The following is a 15,430-nucleotide window of genomic DNA, read 5'->3' as shown; positions in this document are numbered from 1 at the left end:
TTAGTCAAGACTGCCTCGCGTGGAATCTTCAAACAGCGGCTCCACCGCCTCTTTGTCATTGTCGTCGAGCACCTGGGCCATGGGTTGGGCCAAGGGCACATGCACCACCAGCCGGGCGCCACCCTCGGGCGCGTTGCTCACCGCGAGGCGCCCACCCAGCATCAGCACCCGCTCCCGGATGCCCAGCAGGCCGAAAGAGCCGGGGTTGCGCGAGCGACTGCCCTTGGCGAAACCCACGCCGTTGTCCTGGATGGTCAGCCGCAGTTCCTGCTCTCGGCTCTCCAGCGCCAGCGAGACCCGGGTAGCCCGCGCGTGGCGTGTGATGTTGGTCAACGCCTCCTGCACGATGCGGTAGAGCGTGGTCGCCAGGTTGGGCGCAAGCCCGCCCAGCCCGTCGCCCAGCCGGGTGTCGACTTCAATGCCCGTGCGGCGCCTGAACTCCTTCACCAACCAGTCGATGGCCTCGGGCAAGCCCAGGTCGTCCAGCATCAGGGGGCGCAGGTCCATGGCAATGCGCCGGGCCGACGCCACCGTGTCGTCCAGCATGTCCAGCATGAGCTGTGCGCGCTCGCCCCCCGCCATGTCCGGGTGGTCGCGCTGCCAGGCCGCCATTTCCAGCTTGAGCGCGGTGAGCCGCTGGCCCAGTTCGTCGTGCAGTTCGCGGGCAATGCGCCGGCGCTCCTCTTCGCGCGCCTCCACCATGCTGGCCGAAAGTTCGCGCAAGGTGCGGCGCGAGCGCAGCAGGTCCTTCTTCTCGCGCGAACGCTGGGTGATGTCGTTGATGACCATCTGCACGAAGGAGCGCTCGTGGTCGGGCAGTGTGGCCACCACCAGCTCGACTTCGCGCACGGTACCGTCGGTGCGCTGGATGGAGCCCACCACCACCGCGACCCCTTCGTCCCGCTCGATGTCCTGCAGCTTGCTGCGCACCGGTTCGTGCGAGGTGGGCGAGAGCAGTTCAAAGATCGAGCGGCCGACCAGCTGCTCGGGCTGTCCCAGCCCCACCAGCTGGGCACAGGCGCGGTTGGCGAACACAACCTGCTCGCGCTCGGTGATCCAGATGGCCACGGGCGCGCGCTCGAAGACAGAGCGCAGGCGCTGGTTGAGCTGGTCGATGATCGAGCTCATCCGGCTCAACTCGCTGAGGTCGCGCAGCAGTGCGGTGTAGTAGGTCTGGGTGCCCGAGGGCTGCACCACCTCGCTCTTGAAGATGGCCGCCTCCATCGGGAACTCTTCGCCGTTGGCGCGCAGCCCCAGCACCCGGCCACGCTGCCCCATCGGGCGTTCGATCTGGCCGGAGTCGCAAAACTTGCGGACATGGCGCCCGTGCGAGGTGCGCAGCCGATCAGGAATGAGCCGCTCCAGCGCCATGCCCAGCGCCTGCTCGCTGCTCAGGCCGAACATGCTCAGCCCCGCGGGGTTGATCATGACGATGCGCTGCTCGTGGTCCACCGTGATCACCGCTTCCAGCGCCGCATGCGCCAGCCGTTGCTCCGCCAACACCTCGACGGAGGGAGGAACAAAGGGCAAGGCGTTGGAGGGCATGGCAACGGGCTCGATCAAATACCGGTGGGGGCATCTTAGAAAGGTTTTGCCGGATCAACCAGTCCCCGCTGCCGGCCCCGCTTGATGCACATCAAGGTCCGGCACCGGGGTAGGACTATTCCGAACGCCTTGTGGGAATCGGTCACATCGCGGGCCGCTCCAGTCCGAGCGCAGGTCGCGCCGGATTCCGATGGTGCGCCGCCGGCCACCGGCGCATTCTTGATCCAGCAACCCCGAACCACCCCACAAGCCCGAGGAGCCGCCCTTGAACACACCGATCAACACCCCGGTCTGCGCCACGTCGCCCGAAATCAGCCCCTGCGCGCTGGTCGGGCGAAGCACCCTGACCGACCTGCTGCGCATGCTGGGCAGCGACGCCTTGAGCGCATCGGACGTGGAACCCACCGCCAGCCGGATGCCGGTGAGCCTGCGCCGGGTGCCGGCTGGCGCGCAGCTGGTCCACATGGGTGCGCCGACCGACGCGCTCTTCTTCGTGTGCACCGGCACCTTCAAGATTTTCCGCACCGACGAAGACGGCTACGAACAGGTGCTGGCCTTTGCCGGGCGCCGCGAGGTGCTGGCCTTTGACGCGCTGTGCATGGACCACCACCCCACCGCCGCCAGCGCGCTGGAGGACTCCACCGTCTACGTGATCCACAAGGCCGACCTGCCCGCCTTCAGCCGCGCCGTGCCGGCGTTCGAGCGCGAACTGCAACGCGCCGGCAGCCGAGCGCTCACCCGCACCAACGAGCTGGTGGATGTGATGGCGGCCGTGGCGGCCGAGGTGCGGCTGGCTCGCTTCCTGTTGCAGCTCTCGCGCCAGATGGCCGCCAGCGGCCAGTCGCCCCGGCGCTTTCACCTGCGCATGGGCCGGCGCGACATCGCCAGCATGCTGGGCGTAGCGCACGAGACCGTGAGCCGCTCCTTCACCGCACTGGCGATGGCCTGCCTCATCCATGTGAGCGACCGCGACGTGGAAATCCTCGACATGGACGGGCTGCGGGCGTACTCGCGCAGCACCCGCAGGTCGCTGGACGACGTTGGTCACCCGGGTGGGCGCCGTCAGACCACCCAGCGCGCCAGTGGCTGCGCTCCCATGGGCCTGCGCCCGCTGGCTGCCTGAGGAGACACCCCCATGCAGCTCACCATGCCCTCCCTGATCGAATCGCGCATCGGGCAACTCTCGCGCCCACTCGCACTGCAGTGGCCCGGCGGCCACGCGGGCGCGCACGACGCGCCGGTGCGCCTGAAAGTCAACGATGCCCAGCAGCTCAGGTGGCTGGCCAGTGGCCAGATCGGTACCCTGGCCGACGCCTACGTGCGCGGCGACCTGGAGATCGAGGGCGACCTGCGCGAGGTGATGGAGATCGCTGCCGAACTCGTGGGCGATCCGGTGGCGCAGGGCCACGCCGGGCTGGGCAACCAGCTGCTGCAACACCTGCGATCGCGCTGGCTGCACCGCCAGCACAAGGACGCCGAGCAGGTGCGCTTCCACTACGACCTGTGCGACGACTTCTTCGCGCTGTGGCTCGATCCGATGCGGGTGTACTCGTGTGCCTACTTCGAGCGCCCCGACATGACGCTGGCCCAGGCGCAGGAAGCCAAGCTGGAGCTCATCTGCCGCAAGCTGCAGCTGGAGCCGGGTCAGCTGTTCCTCGACATCGGTGCGGGCTGGGGCGGCTTGCTGCTGTGGGCCGCCGAACACCACGGCGTGCACGCCATGGGCATCACGCTCTCGCACGACCAGCACGCGCACGTGAACCGCCTGATCGACGAGAAAGGCCTGCGCGACCGGGTGACCATGCGCCTGCTCGACTACCGCGACCTGCCACCGACCGCACGCTTCGACCGCATCGCCTCCGTTGGCATGTTCGAGCACGTCGGCAGCGCCCAGCTCGACGGCTATTTCGCGCGGTTGCAGGGCCTGCTCAAGCCCGGCGGCCTGCTGCTCAACCACGGCATCACCGCCGGCGGGGTCGACAACCACCAGCTCGGCGCCGGCATGGGCGACTTCATTGACCGGCACATCTTTCCGGGCGGCGAACTGGTGCATGTCTCGCGCGTGGCGCGCAGCCTGAGCACCAGCGGCCTGGAGCTGCTGGACGCCGAGAACCTGCGACCGCACTACGCCCGCACGCTGTGGGCCTGGTCAACCGCGCTGGAGAGCCAGCTGGAGCGCGCGCGCGAGCTCACCAGCGAGGCCACGGTGCGCGCCTACCGGCTCTACCTCGCGGGCTGCGCCGTGGCGTTCGAGCGCGGCTGGATCTCGCTGCACCAGTTGCTGGCATCCCGCCCCACCGGGCAGGTGAGCGACACGCCGCTGCGTGGCGCGCAGTCGGTGTACCCCTTCAACCGGCGTCACATGTACGCGGCGGAACACGCCTGAATCACACCAAGGAGACACATGCCATGAAAACCGATGCACAACTCAAGAAAGACGTCGAGGCCGAGCTGGAGTGGGAACCCGCGGTGGACGCGGCGCACATCGGGGTGGCGGTGAAGGACGGCGTGGTCACGCTCACCGGCCACCTGGAGACCTTCGCCGAGAAGTACGTGGCGGAGCGCGCCGTGCGGCGTGTGGCCGGCGTGCGGGCGATCGCCGAAGAGATCGACGTCAAGCTGGCCAAGGGCCATGTGCGCAGCGACTCCGACATCGCGCAGGCCATCGAGGGGGCGTTCTCCTGGCACACCCTGATCCCGAGCGATCGCATCCAGGTGAAGGTCGAACAGGGCTGGGTCACACTCACCGGCGAGGTCAACTGGGACTACCAGCGCCGCGTGGCCGAACAGACCGTGCGCCCCATCATGGGCGTGGCCGGCATCACCAACAGCATCACGCTCAAGACCACCTCCACACCCTCGAACATCACCGAACGCATCGAGCAGGCCCTGGGCCGCCAGGCCGAGCGCGAAGCAAAAGGCATCGAGGTGACGATCACCGGCAGCACCGCCACGCTGCGTGGCCAGGTGCATTCGTGGGCGGAGCGCAACGCGGCACAGGGCGCGGCTTTCTCGGCACCCGGCATCACCACGGTCTACAACGAGTTGCGGGTGACAGGCTGACATGGGCCAGATCGCACTCGATCTGCAGTCCGACCTGTTCGTGCTGCCCGCGCCCATGGTGGCGCCGCAGCTCACGCTGGTCGAAGCACTGCGCCAGCGCGCAGGATTTCGTGGGCGAGGCGCCGCTCAACCTGGTCTATGTCGCGAACTTCGACCGCATGACCGGGGCCACGGACGACGAGCGCCATTTCCTTGCCGGCGCCGATGCGGGCTGCATCGCACAGAACGTCTGACTGTACTGCGCTGGCGTTGGACTGGCCACCGTGGTGCGAGGCCTGGTCGACCGCCGCCAGCTCGCGCGAGACCTCGGCCTGCGGCCCCACCAGCGCATTGCCCTGGCCCAGACCGTGGGCTGGCCCGCCCCTTGAACACAACCGGAGCCATGCCGCCATGGACATCCAGATCCGACAACAGATCCTGCGGCTGCTGGACCAGCACCGGATCATGACGGTGGCCACGCTGCGCCCCGATGGCTGGCCCCAGGCCACGACGGTGGGCTACGTGAACATAGACCTGACGCTGTATTTCCTCTGCGGGAAGGACAGCCAGAAGGCGAAGAACCTGGCGCAGGATGATCGGCTCTCGCTCACCATCGACCATGACACGCCGGAGCTGATGGCGATCACGGGCCTGTCCATGGCCGCGCGCGCCCGGGCGGTCCATGACCGCGCGGAAGCCGAGGAAGTCCTGCGGCTGATGCCGCTGAAGTACCCGCAAGCGCAATCTCGGCCGCTGCCCTTCAAGATGCCGACGCCGGACGACGTCCGCATCTTCCGCGTGACGCCGGTGGTCATCTCGGTGCTCGACTACACCCAGGGTTTCGGGCACACGGATCTGGTGGTCTGCCCGGTGTGATGAGCCAGGAGGGGCTGTTTCGACTTTTCAGCGCCATGTAGCCCTATCGCATTACCCATGACGCGCACAGCGGCCTGTTGCGATGTCGAACATCTTTACAAGGCGCCGCGACGGGCAACGCCTGACAGTCGACAAGTGTTTGATAGACAACGGTATTCGCCGTTTTGACCTTGTTGGCACATTCCGTGCTGCCACTCGACCCGTGCTCCCTCTTGGGCGGACACCGCTGTGCAGGCGGTTCTGACTGGGCTGGCCCCACCTCGTTCGTCTTCAACCACTGGAGTGCTCCATGCCGTCACTTGGCCGTCGCCTGTTTGCTTTTCTGGCACCGGTGGTGCTTTTCTTGTCCATCGGTCACGCCCAGGCGACTGTCACGCCCATCGTCATCGACGGCAAATTGACCGGCGCCACAGGGGTGACTGTGAATGGCGGCCTGTATGACGTGAGGTTCGAGGACGGAACCTGCGTCGCCTTGTATTCGGGATGCGACAGTCCCGAGGACTTCCTTTTTCAAAGTTTCGATGCGGCCAATGCGGCCGCGGTGGCACTGCTTGAGCAGGTCTTCATCGACTCCGCAGCGGGGCCATTCGATACGGACCCCACGGCAACCGCCGGCTGCATTGACACCTTCGAATGCGGTTTCTTCACGCCCTACGAATACGACGCTGAAAACGACTCCCTCCTGTTGCATATGTTTTTCAACCGCTCCGGGGCATTTGTGGACACGTTGTCGGGCGGAAGCACGAGCCGCACTGGGGTTTTTTCTGCAGCCGAAGGGGTCACGTACGTGGTCTGGACTCCGGTACCCGAGCCGGGAACACTGGCCCTGGTCGCCGCCGCAGGCCTGGGCGTGGGGTGGATTCGCCGCCGGGGTCGCTCCGGGTCGCAGCGCCGGATGGCTCAGGGCACCCAGCCCGTGCGGGCCACCACAAAAGCCGAGATGCGCTCCATCGCCTGAGCCGCTTCGGGCAGGAAGGCCGCGAGCTGAAAGGCGTGCGGCACGCCGGGCCACAGCTCCACTTCCACATCCACTCCCGCTGCATGTGCCTTGTCGGCCACGCGCAAGGCCTCGTCGCGCAGCAGCTCGGTGCTGCCGGCCTGCATGAACAGGGGCGGAAAGCCGGTGAAGTCGGCAAAAAACGGTGACACGTCGGGGTGGCGGTACAGCTCCGGGCTGGGCACGTAGCCCTCGCGCAGCGCAATCAGACGGGGCAGGCTGATCACGGCGTCCGAGCGGTGGTTGGCCGTGATGCTGGGACTGGCCAGGGTGCAGTCCACGGCCGGCGAGAGCAGCACGGCGCAGGCCGGCACAGGCTCGCGCTTGCGCAGGCTGCGGTTGAGCGTGACCAGGCTCAGCGTGCCGCCCGCCGAGTCGCCCACGAAGACCGTGTTGGCGGGCCGGCAACCGTGGGAGCGCGCCCAGCGCCAGGCGCGCTCGCAGTCGTCGGGCGCAGCCGGAAACGGGTGCTCGGGCGCGAGCCGGTAGTCGGGCACCAGGGCGCTGGCGCGCAGCAGGCGGCACAGCCGCGCGGCAAACGCGGTCTGGGCATGGGGAAAGCGAAAGGCAAACGAGCCGCCATGCAGGTAGAACAGCGTGCGCCCGGGCAGGCTCTGCGGCACGCTCACCCAGTGGGCGGGCACCCCGTCGCAGTCCACCGCCTCACGCCGCACCGATCGGTGCAGCGGAAAGCAGCGCGCGTCCATGCGCTCGTAGTGCTCGCGCAGCGCGGCGAAGTCGGCGTCGGGGTCCAGGGTGCTGCCCGAGGCCAGGCGCAGCACCGCGTTCAGGGCGCGGCTGCGCCAGCTGCCCGGCCCCTGGATGGTGAACACCCGGGGCGTGGCGTCGCCGGTGCTCATGGCGGTCCGGCGGGTCGGCTGGCCAGCCGGCGGCGCCACTCCAGCACACAGGCGCCCAGACCGGCAGCCACGGTGAGCATCACCAGCAAGGGTCCGAGCAACGGCACTGCCGCCAGCACCAGCAGCGCGATCACGGCCACCGCCATCCAGCCGTACGGCACCGGCGCGGTGCCGGGCTCACCGGCCGATGCGCGGGACGCCAGCCAGCGCGCCACGCACAGCGCCCCGATCAACCAGCCCAGCAGCAGCAACGGTGGGTACAGAGCCATCACCACCAGGCCCAGCGGAATGCCCAGCAGCGTGAACAGCAACAGCAGGGCCAGCACCGGCAGGGCCAACAGCAGAGCGGCGCCCACAGCCAGCGCTTGCCACGGCGTGGTTTCGATCTGGTGCGCGGCCTCGCCGGCAAAGCGCGAGAAAGCGAACAGCACCACACCCGCCAGGGCCAGCACACCGAGCAGCCCCATCGACAGGGGCACCAGAAGCCACCAGCCGGCCATGGCAGGCCATGCGTCATCGTGCATGGGGTGCCGACCGCCCCGGCCCGGGCCGTGCTCGAACAGCCGGTCAACGCGCTCGACCGGCCCGGCGACCACCGCGGCCGGGTCCTGCGTGAAGCTGGCCGAGGCATGGCGCAGACCACCGCCCAAGCGCGCCTGTGGCCCGAGTTCGATCTGCTCGACGGCAGCCTCCACGCTGCCGCCCACCGGCCCGTTGAGCACCAGCCGGCGGGCGCGCACGCTCAGCGAACCGTCCACCCGGCCGTCCACCAGCACATCACCGCCAGCGAGGTCGGCGCGACCCGCCACCTGGGCCGCGCTGGTGAGCTTGACCTGGCCCCCGGCGGCCATGAAGTCGCCCCCCACCGAGCTTTCGACCACCACGTCACCCCCGGCGGTGCGCAGGTCGTCGCCCACCGGGGCTCGCACATCGACCGTGCCGCCGAACAGCAAGGCGTCACCGGCCACCGGCTGGTCCACCAACACCCGCCCACCCATGGCCGTGAAATCGCCCTTCACCGCCGCTTCGGGCCGCACCGACGAGCCGAGCACCTGCACGTTGCGCTGCACCGGCTGGCTGAACGCGCCGGGCCACCACAGAAGCAGGAGCACGAGCAGCGCGGATCTCATGTCGCTTCAGGCGGTCGCCTGATCCTGCGCGGGAGGCAGCGAGACCGAGACCGAGCTCACCCGCTTGAGTTCAAGCATGAACCGGTGGAGCGCCGGGTCGCGCTGGCATTGGCCCACCGCCCGTTCGGTCATGACCAGCCGGGCCAGCGCGCGCTGCCCACACAAAGCTTCCAGATCGTCCAGCACCTTGGCATGGCCGGAGCCGCCGCAGGTGCAGAACACCGCCACATTGGTCAGCGCGCTGCGGTGGCGCTGCAGCCAGGTGCGCAGCGGACTGGCCACGTTCCAGCACCACACGGGCGTGCCCACGATCACGAGGTCGTAGTCGGCCGGGCGGCGGCGCAGGCGTTCGATCGGTGGGCGCAGGCCCAGGACCGCCTCCACCACCGAGCGCAGGTATCCCAGCACACCCTGGCGGCTGTGGCGGTCCTCGATGCGCTCGAGATCGGCGTGGCAGCGCGCCGCGATCTGCCGGGCCACGAACTCGGTGTGACCACTGCGGGAGTAATAGACGACGAGGATGCGTTTCACAAGGGCCTCACTTCACCAGCAGCACCGGCACATGCGACTGGTGCACCACGCCCAGCGCCACCGAGCCCAGGAACAGGCTGCCCACGGCGCCCATGCCGCGTGTGCCCAGGGCGATCAGGTGCGCCCCGGTCTCGCGCGCCAGCCCCACGATCTCCGTGGCCACCGGCCCGCTCGTGCCATGGGTGGCACCGACCGTGAGGCCGTTGGCGCGCACCAGCTGCGCTGCGTCCTCCAGCACGCGCTCTTGCTGGCCGCGCCGGGCTTCGTCCACCTGCTGCAGCGCCGAGGCCGGAATCTCGCCGTAGTACACCGGGTTGCTCACATTCACGAGCACCACCTCCAGGCCATCCGACTCACGCGGCAACTTCGCCACCGCCTCGATGGCGTGATTGGCGTGAGCGGAACCATCGACCGCGATCAGGACCTTGTACATGTCTTTCTCCTTGCCCTGCGGGCCGTGCACGCAAGTCTGCGGGTGCACGCGCGCGGCGCGCTTGAGCATGCTCAATGGCCGCTCAGGTTCGCCCTCACAAGGGAATGATGCGGGCCAGCACCGCGCCGTGCGCAAGGCGCTCGCCCGCGGCCACCTGGATGGACTCCAGCACGCCACTGTGGGGGGCCGCGATGTCCACCGTCTGGTGCACCAGCCTGGCCTGCGCCAGCAACTCGCCCGCGTGCACCACATCGCCCTCGCTCACCAGCCAGCGTTCCAGGCGCGCCTGATCGCCCGCCTCCAGGGTCAGCCACAGATGGGGGTCCAGCGTTACCTCGTGCATGTCGTCTCTCCTGCTCGAACGCCATCTTGTCGCCAGGCTCCCTGCGCGGGCGTTGATCGAACTCAACGGTGCGCGCCCCCGCCGGTCCTAGATTGGATTTCTTCGCCTTGAAAGGACCCGTCATGAAAAAGCAGTGGATTCTGGTTGCCAACGGGTCCCTCGCCCGTTTCTTCAGCCGCACCGGCGTGGGCGACCCGCTGGTGCCGCTGGAGACCATCGATTTCCCCGAAGGCCGCCTCAAGGGCAGTGAGCTCGCACGCGACCGGCAGGGTCATGAGAGCAGCGACAACAGCAGTGCAGCGGCGCACTTCGAGCCGCACACGAGCACGCGCAAGAAGGTGCTGCACCAGTTTGCCCGTGAACTGGCCGCGCGGCTGGAGGAAGGCCTGGTCGACGGTGAGTACGACGCACTGTGGCTCACCGCTTCCAACCCCTTCCTCGGGGAACTCAAGGCCGCACTGAACCAGGCCGTGGCCGCGCGGTTGCAGTGGTCGCACGATGCCGACTTCACCAGCCTGGACGTGGGCACCATCGAGACCCGCCTGCGCGACCTGCGCATGCCGGCGCGCTGACGCCATGAGCACCATCGCTGAAACCATCCACAAGCCCGAGACGGTGCGCCCGCCCAACCTGGAAGACCACCGGCTGGCGTGCGCGGCGTTCAGCTGGGCACAGGCGCGGCGCGCGCTGGACGAAAGCCTGGAGGGCAAGCCCGGCTTCAACATGGCCACTCTGGCGGTGGACCGCCACGCCCACAGCCCCCACGCGGCCAAGCTGGCCCTGCGCTGGCTGGGCAAATCGGGCGCGCGGCGCGACGTGACCTACGCCGAACTCGCACACCTGAGCAACCGTTTCGCCAACGTGCTGCAAGACCTGCAAGTGGACGCAGGCGACCATGTGTTCCTGCTGTGTGGTCGCCTGCCCGAGCTGTATGTGGCCCTGCTCGGTGCGCTCAAGCGCCAGTGCGTGGTGACACCGCTGTTCTCGGCCTTCGGGCCCGAGCCCATCGCCACCCGCCTCACGCTGGGTCACGGGCGGGTGCTGGTCACCACCGCCTCGCTCTACCGCCGCAAGGTGCAGGCCATGCGCGCGAGCCTGCCCGAGCTGCAGCACGTGCTGCTGATCACCGACGACGACCAGCCGCTGCCGCCCGACACGCTTGACCTGCGGGCCTTGCTCGATGCGGCAGCGGTGAACTTTCACCCCATGCCCACCGACGCGCAGGCCCCTGCCCTGCTGCATTTCACCAGCGGTACCACCGGACGACCCAAGGGCGCCGTGCATGTGCACGAGGCGATCGTGGCGCACATGGCCACCGCGCGCATGGCGCTGGACCTGCAGGACGACGACGTGTACTGGTGCACCGCCGACCCGGGCTGGGTCACCGGCACGAGCTACGGCATCCTGGCACCGCTGGCGCTGGGCGTGACGCTCATCGTGGACGAAGCCGACTTCGACGCCGAGCGCTGGTACACCATCCTGGAGCAGCAGCGCGTGAGCGTCTGGTACACCGCGCCCACGGCGGTGCGCATGATGATGCGCAGCGGCAGCGCCGCCCCCCGCACCCACCACTTCCCCTGCTTGCGCTTCATTGCCAGCGTGGGCGAGCCGCTCAACCCGCAGGCGGTGCGCTGGGGGCTGGAGGCCTTCGGTCTGCCCATCCACGACAACTGGTGGCAGACCGAGACCGGCGGCATCATGATCGCCAACTACCGCAGCATGGACATCAAGCCCGGCTCCATGGGCAAGCCCCTGCCGGGCATCAAGGCGGCCATCGTCGAGCGCCTCGCCGATGGCAGCCTGCACGAGATCACCCAGCCCGACACCGAGGGTGAACTGGCGCTGCTGCGCGGCTGGCCCTCGATGTTCCGGGCCTACCTGGGTGAAGACGATCGCTACCGCAAGTGTTTCGCGGGCGACTGGTACCTCACCGGTGACCGGGCCCGGCGCGACGCCGACGGCTACTACTGGTTCGTCGGGCGCAACGACGACATGATCAAGTCCTCGGGCCACCTGATCGGCCCGTTCGAGGTGGAGTCGGCGCTGATGGAACACCCCGCCGTGCTCGAAGCCGGCGTGATCGGCAAGCCCGACCCGCTGCTGGGTGAGCTCGTCAAGGCCTTCGTCGTGCTGCGCCCCGGCGCGCGGGCCAGCGAGGACGTGAAGCGCGATCTGCTGGGCTTCGCGCGCCTGAGCCTGGGCGCGGCCGTGGCGCCCAAAGAGCTGGAGCTGGTGGACACGCTGCCCAAGACGCGCAGCGGCAAGATCGTGCGCCGCCTGCTGCGCGCGCGCGAGTTGGGCCTGCCCGAAGGAGACACCTCCACGCTGGAGGCCACGTGACCCTCGGTGCCCTCGATGCCGCCGCCTGGCTGCAGCAGATGCTGCGCATCCGGCGCTTCGAGGAGCGCTGCGCCGAGCTGTACGGCGCGGGCAAGATCCGCGGCTTCCTGCACCTCTACATCGGCGAGGAAGCGATTGCGGCGGCCGCGGTGCCCGAGCTGCGCGCCGACGACCACCTGCTGTGCACCTACCGCGAACACGGCCATGCACTGGCGCGCGGCGTGCCCATGCGCTCGGTGATGGCCGAGATGTTCGGCCGCCAGGAAGGCTGCAGCCATGGGCGCGGCGGCTCCATGCACCTGTTCGACGTGTCGCGCCGCTTCTTTGGTGGCAACGCCATCGTGGCCGGGGCGCTGCCGGTGGCCGCCGGCTTCGCGCTGGCCGACCAGCTGCAGGGCAACGACCGGGTCACCGCCTGCTTCTTCGGCGAAGGCGCGGTGGCCGAGGGCGAGTTCCACGAGACCGCCAACCTCGCCGCCCTGTGGCGCCTGCCCCTGCTGCTGATGTGCGAGAACAACCTCTACGCCATGGGCACGGCGCTGGCGCGCTCGGAGTCCAGCACCGACCTCTGCGCCAAGGCCCGCAGCTACAACATGGAAGCGATCACGGTCAACGGCATGAACGTCTCGGCCGTGAGCACCGCCACGCGCCATGCGCTGGAACATGCGCGCGCCAAGAAGGGCCCGGTGTTCGTGGAACTGCGCACCTACCGTTTCCGCGCCCACTCGATGTTCGACCCCGAGCTCTACCGCAGCAAGGCCGAGGTGGAACTCTGGAAACAGCACGATCCGATCGACACGCTGATCGCACACGCCAGGTCACTGGGCATCGTGCTGGACCGGGCGGTGATGGAGGCCCGCGTCCAGACCGAGATCGACGACGCCGTGGCCTTTGCCGAGGCCGGCACGCTGGAGCCGCTGGAAGACCTCACCCGCCACGTGCTGGCCGACACCGCGCCGGGCGCTGGCTCACCATGATGACCAGCTACCGCGACGCGCTGCGCCAAGGCCTGCGCGAGGCCCTGCAGGCCGACCAGCGCGTGTTCCTGATGGGCGAAGACGTGGGCCGCTACGGTGGCACCTACGCGGTGAGCAAGGGCCTGCTGGAGGAGTTCGGGCCGCACCGCGTGCGCGACACGCCGCTGTCGGAGTCCGGCTTCGTGGGCTGCGGCATCGGCGCGGCCATCAACGGGCTGCGCCCCATCGTGGAGGTGATGACGGTCAACTTCAGCCTGCTGGCGCTGGACCAGATCGTCAACAACGCAGCCACGCTGCGCCACATGTCGGGTGGCCAGGTGGGCGTGCCGGTGGTGTTGCGCATGACCAGTGGCGCCGGCCGGCAGCTCGCGGCCCAACACTCGCACAGCCTGGAGGTCTGGTACGCGCACGTGCCCGGCCTGCGCGTGCTCGCCCCGGCCACGGTGGCGGACGCACACGGCATGCTGCTGGCCGCCCTGCGCTGCCCCGACCCGGTGGTGATCTTCGAGCACGCGATGCTGCTCAACACCGAAGGCGAACTGCCCGACCCGGCCCCCGCCGTGGCGCTGGAGGGTGCGGCCGTGCGCCGCAGCGGCACCGACCTGAGCCTCATCACCTACGGCGGCTCGCTGCCCCGCTGCCTGGTGGCGGCCGACCAGCTGGCCACCCGGGGCATTGAAGCCGAGGTGCTGGACCTGCGCTGCCTGCGCCCGCTGGACGTGGCCAGCATCACCGCCAGCGTGCGCCGAACCCGACGCGCGCTGGTGGTGGACGAAGGCTGGAAGACCTGCGGGCTGGCGGCCGAAATCATCGCGCTGCTGATCGAGCAGGTGTTCTTCGAGCTCGACGCGCCCCCGGCGCGCGTGTGCAGCACCGAGGTTCCCATGCCCTACGCCAAGCACCTGGAAGACGCGGCGCTGCCCAACGCCGCGCGCATTGTCGAGGCAGCGCTTGCGCTGATGCACCCATGATCGAGCTCCGCATGCCCTCCTTCGGCGCCGACATGGATGCCGCGCGCTTTGTCCAGTGGCAGGTAAAGCCGGGTCAGGCGCTCAAGCGCGGCGACGTGGTGGCGGTGGTCGAGACCCAGAAGGGCGCCATCGACGTGGAGCTCTGGCAGGACGGCACCATGGCCCGCCTGATCGCACAGCCCGGCCAGCAGATCCCGGTGGGCGATGTGCTGGCCGTGCTCGCGGGCGAAGGCGAGGATTGGCAGGCCCTGGCCGCCGCGCCACCGGCAACGCCGCCCCAGCCCGCCGCAGGGCAGCGCTCACGGGTGTCGCCGGCGGCGCGCCAGCGCGCACAGGCACTGGGTGTGAACATCGAGGCGCTGGCGGCGCAGCTGGGTGAGCAGGTCGTCACGCTGGCCGACGTGGAACGCGCGGCGGCCGGCACACCCGCCGCATCCACCGCCACGCCCGCCACCATGCCCCCCAGCCGCGCCGAAGCGATGCGCTCGGCCATCGGCGCGGCCATGGTTCGCTCCTGGCACGAAATACCTCACTACCACGTGGGCTGCGAGATCGTGGTGGAAGCCCCCCTGCGCGCCCTGGAGGCCTTCAACCGCGACCGCCCTGTCAACGAGCGGGTGCTGTTCGCGGCGGTGCTGCTGCGCGCGGTGGCGCAGGCGGTGGCCGAGACCCCCACGCTCAACGGCCGGTTCGAGGGCGGCCACTTCCAGCCCGCCGAGGCGGTGCACCTCGGGGTGGTGACCTCGCTGCGCGGCGGCGGCCTGGTGGTGCCCACGGTGCACGACGCGCAGCGGCTCTCGCTGCCCGAGCTGATGGCGGCGCTGCGCGCGGTGCTGGAGCGCGCGCGCAGCGGCCAGCTGCGCAGCTCCGACCTGGCCGACTCGACCTTGAGCGTGAGCCACCTGGGCGAGCTGGGCGCTGAGTCGGTGATGGGCGTGATCTACCCGCCGCAGGTGGCTCTGGTGGGCCTGGGTCGGGTGGTGCTGCGCCCGGCGGTGGTGGACGGCCAGGTGGTCGCGGCGCGCACGCTGCGGGCCACGCTGTCCGGCGACCACCGGGTGAGCGACGGCCTGGTGGGCTCGCGCTTTCTGGCCGCACTCACCGCGCGGCTGGCCAGCACGGAGCCCGCGCCATGAACAGCCCCGAAGCACTGCGCCAGGCGGTGGCGGGCGCCCTGCGCGGCATCGCGCCGGAGGCCGACATCGACCGCATCGACCCCGCAGCCTCGCTGCGGGAACAGCTCGACCTGGACTCGTTCGACTTCCTCAAGCTCCTCATCACGCTGCAGGAGACCGTGGGTGTGGACATTCCGGAGGCCGACTACGGACGGGTCGATTCGTTGAACGCGCTGGTGGCCTACTTGCGGGGCGTTTGAGGCAGGTCAA

Annotated in this window: 18 protein-coding genes; 11 read left to right on the top strand and 7 right to left on the bottom strand. The window is 69.4% G+C overall.

What is annotated here, in order from left to right; all coding sequences use genetic code 11:
- Positions 1–1,545 carry a sensor histidine kinase gene (locus F9Z44_RS08895; protein ID WP_159605363.1) on the bottom strand — a complete coding sequence of 515 codons (1,545 nt, stop codon included), beginning with the start codon at positions 1,543–1,545 and terminating at the stop codon, positions 1–3.
- 265 nt (positions 1,546–1,810) lie between these two features.
- On the opposite strand from F9Z44_RS08895, the gene F9Z44_RS08890 reads away from it, so the two are divergent.
- Genes F9Z44_RS08890 through F9Z44_RS08880 form a run of 3 tightly spaced genes read left to right on the top strand, consistent with a single transcriptional unit; the run spans position 1,811 to position 4,608 of the window.
- Complete coding sequence (locus F9Z44_RS08890) at positions 1,811–2,668, top strand: Crp/Fnr family transcriptional regulator (RefSeq protein ID WP_159605361.1); 858 nt, start codon at positions 1,811–1,813, stop codon at positions 2,666–2,668.
- A 12-nt stretch (positions 2,669–2,680) separates the two neighbouring features.
- Positions 2,681–3,931, top strand: a complete 1,251-nt coding sequence (locus tag F9Z44_RS08885) for a class I SAM-dependent methyltransferase (protein WP_236574300.1) — start codon at positions 2,681–2,683, stop codon at positions 3,929–3,931.
- Positions 3,932–3,954: 23 nt separating this feature from the next.
- Entirely contained in the window at positions 3,955–4,608 is a 654-nt protein-coding gene (locus F9Z44_RS08880; protein ID WP_159605359.1) for a BON domain-containing protein, read from the top strand.
- A gap of 71 nt (positions 4,609–4,679) precedes the next feature.
- Here the strand turns inward: F9Z44_RS08880 and F9Z44_RS08875 are convergent, their stop codons facing one another.
- The gene (locus tag F9Z44_RS08875; RefSeq protein ID WP_159605357.1) at positions 4,680–5,000 is read right to left on the bottom strand and encodes a hypothetical protein; all 321 of its coding nucleotides are present in this window, start codon (positions 4,998–5,000) and stop codon (positions 4,680–4,682) included.
- Here F9Z44_RS08875 and F9Z44_RS08870 point away from each other — a divergent pair.
- Both F9Z44_RS08870 and F9Z44_RS08865 read left to right on the top strand, forming a co-directional pair.
- Positions 4,999–5,463: a pyridoxamine 5'-phosphate oxidase family protein gene (locus F9Z44_RS08870; protein ID WP_159605355.1), complete on the top strand. Its 465-nt coding sequence runs from the start codon at positions 4,999–5,001 to the stop codon at positions 5,461–5,463. The two genes, F9Z44_RS08875 and F9Z44_RS08870, sit on opposite strands and share 2 nt — an antisense overlap.
- Before the next feature lie 289 nt (positions 5,464–5,752).
- Positions 5,753–6,421 carry a PEP-CTERM sorting domain-containing protein gene (locus tag F9Z44_RS08865; protein WP_159605353.1) on the top strand — a complete coding sequence of 223 codons (669 nt, stop codon included), beginning with the start codon at positions 5,753–5,755 and terminating at the stop codon, positions 6,419–6,421.
- On the opposite strand, the gene F9Z44_RS08860 is transcribed toward F9Z44_RS08865, so the two are convergent.
- From F9Z44_RS08860 to F9Z44_RS08840, 5 genes are read right to left on the bottom strand one after another with little or no spacing between them, the layout of a single operon-like run.
- Positions 6,364–7,320, bottom strand: coding sequence for an alpha/beta hydrolase (locus tag F9Z44_RS08860; protein WP_159605351.1), 957 nt, complete (start codon positions 7,318–7,320; stop codon positions 6,364–6,366). The genes F9Z44_RS08865 and F9Z44_RS08860 overlap by 58 nt on opposite strands.
- Positions 7,317–8,450, bottom strand: coding sequence for a polymer-forming cytoskeletal protein (locus tag F9Z44_RS08855; protein WP_159605349.1), 1,134 nt, complete (start codon positions 8,448–8,450; stop codon positions 7,317–7,319). The genes F9Z44_RS08860 and F9Z44_RS08855 overlap by 4 nt, the downstream gene beginning before the upstream one ends.
- A gap of 6 nt (positions 8,451–8,456) precedes the next feature.
- Positions 8,457–8,981 carry a flavodoxin family protein gene (locus F9Z44_RS08850; protein ID WP_159605347.1) on the bottom strand — a complete coding sequence of 175 codons (525 nt, stop codon included), beginning with the start codon at positions 8,979–8,981 and terminating at the stop codon, positions 8,457–8,459.
- 7 nt (positions 8,982–8,988) lie between these two features.
- A complete protein-coding gene (locus F9Z44_RS08845; protein WP_159605345.1) occupies positions 8,989–9,483 on the bottom strand; it encodes a universal stress protein in 495 nt (164 codons plus the stop codon).
- A gap of 25 nt (positions 9,484–9,508) precedes the next feature.
- Positions 9,509–9,757, bottom strand: coding sequence for a biotin/lipoyl-containing protein (locus tag F9Z44_RS08840; protein ID WP_159605343.1), 249 nt, complete (start codon positions 9,755–9,757; stop codon positions 9,509–9,511).
- A 122-nt stretch (positions 9,758–9,879) separates the two neighbouring features.
- Between F9Z44_RS08840 and F9Z44_RS08835 the strand changes: the two genes are divergently transcribed.
- The 6 genes from F9Z44_RS08835 to F9Z44_RS08810 are packed head-to-tail and all read left to right on the top strand — an operon-like array spanning position 9,880 to position 15,420.
- The gene (locus F9Z44_RS08835) at positions 9,880–10,329 is read left to right on the top strand and encodes a host attachment protein (RefSeq protein WP_159605341.1); all 450 of its coding nucleotides are present in this window, start codon (positions 9,880–9,882) and stop codon (positions 10,327–10,329) included.
- Between the two features lie 4 nt (positions 10,330–10,333).
- Positions 10,334–12,097: an acetate--CoA ligase gene (gene acsA / locus F9Z44_RS08830; RefSeq protein ID WP_159605339.1), complete on the top strand. Its 1,764-nt coding sequence runs from the start codon at positions 10,334–10,336 to the stop codon at positions 12,095–12,097.
- A 38-nt stretch (positions 12,098–12,135) separates the two neighbouring features.
- Positions 12,136–13,074: a pyruvate dehydrogenase (acetyl-transferring) E1 component subunit alpha gene (pdhA, locus tag F9Z44_RS08825; protein WP_159608640.1), complete on the top strand. Its 939-nt coding sequence runs from the start codon at positions 12,136–12,138 to the stop codon at positions 13,072–13,074.
- On the top strand, positions 13,071–14,045 hold the full coding sequence (locus tag F9Z44_RS08820) for an alpha-ketoacid dehydrogenase subunit beta (RefSeq protein WP_159605337.1): 975 nt from the start codon (positions 13,071–13,073) through the stop codon (positions 14,043–14,045). The genes pdhA and F9Z44_RS08820 overlap by 4 nt, the downstream gene beginning before the upstream one ends.
- Positions 14,042–15,181, top strand: a complete 1,140-nt coding sequence (locus F9Z44_RS08815; protein ID WP_159605335.1) for a dihydrolipoamide acetyltransferase family protein — start codon at positions 14,042–14,044, stop codon at positions 15,179–15,181. Before F9Z44_RS08820 ends, F9Z44_RS08815 begins: the two co-directional genes overlap by 4 nt.
- The gene (locus F9Z44_RS08810; RefSeq protein ID WP_159605333.1) at positions 15,178–15,420 is read left to right on the top strand and encodes an acyl carrier protein; all 243 of its coding nucleotides are present in this window, start codon (positions 15,178–15,180) and stop codon (positions 15,418–15,420) included. The genes F9Z44_RS08815 and F9Z44_RS08810 overlap by 4 nt, the downstream gene beginning before the upstream one ends.
- Positions 15,421–15,430 lie beyond the last annotated feature (10 nt).

Source organism: Hydrogenophaga sp. PBL-H3 (assembly GCF_010104355.1).
In the GTDB taxonomy this organism is placed as follows: Bacteria; Pseudomonadota; Gammaproteobacteria; order Burkholderiales; family Burkholderiaceae_C; genus Hydrogenophaga.
Note: the sequence above shows the minus strand (reverse complement) of the source record. Positions and strands in the feature narration are given on the sequence as shown.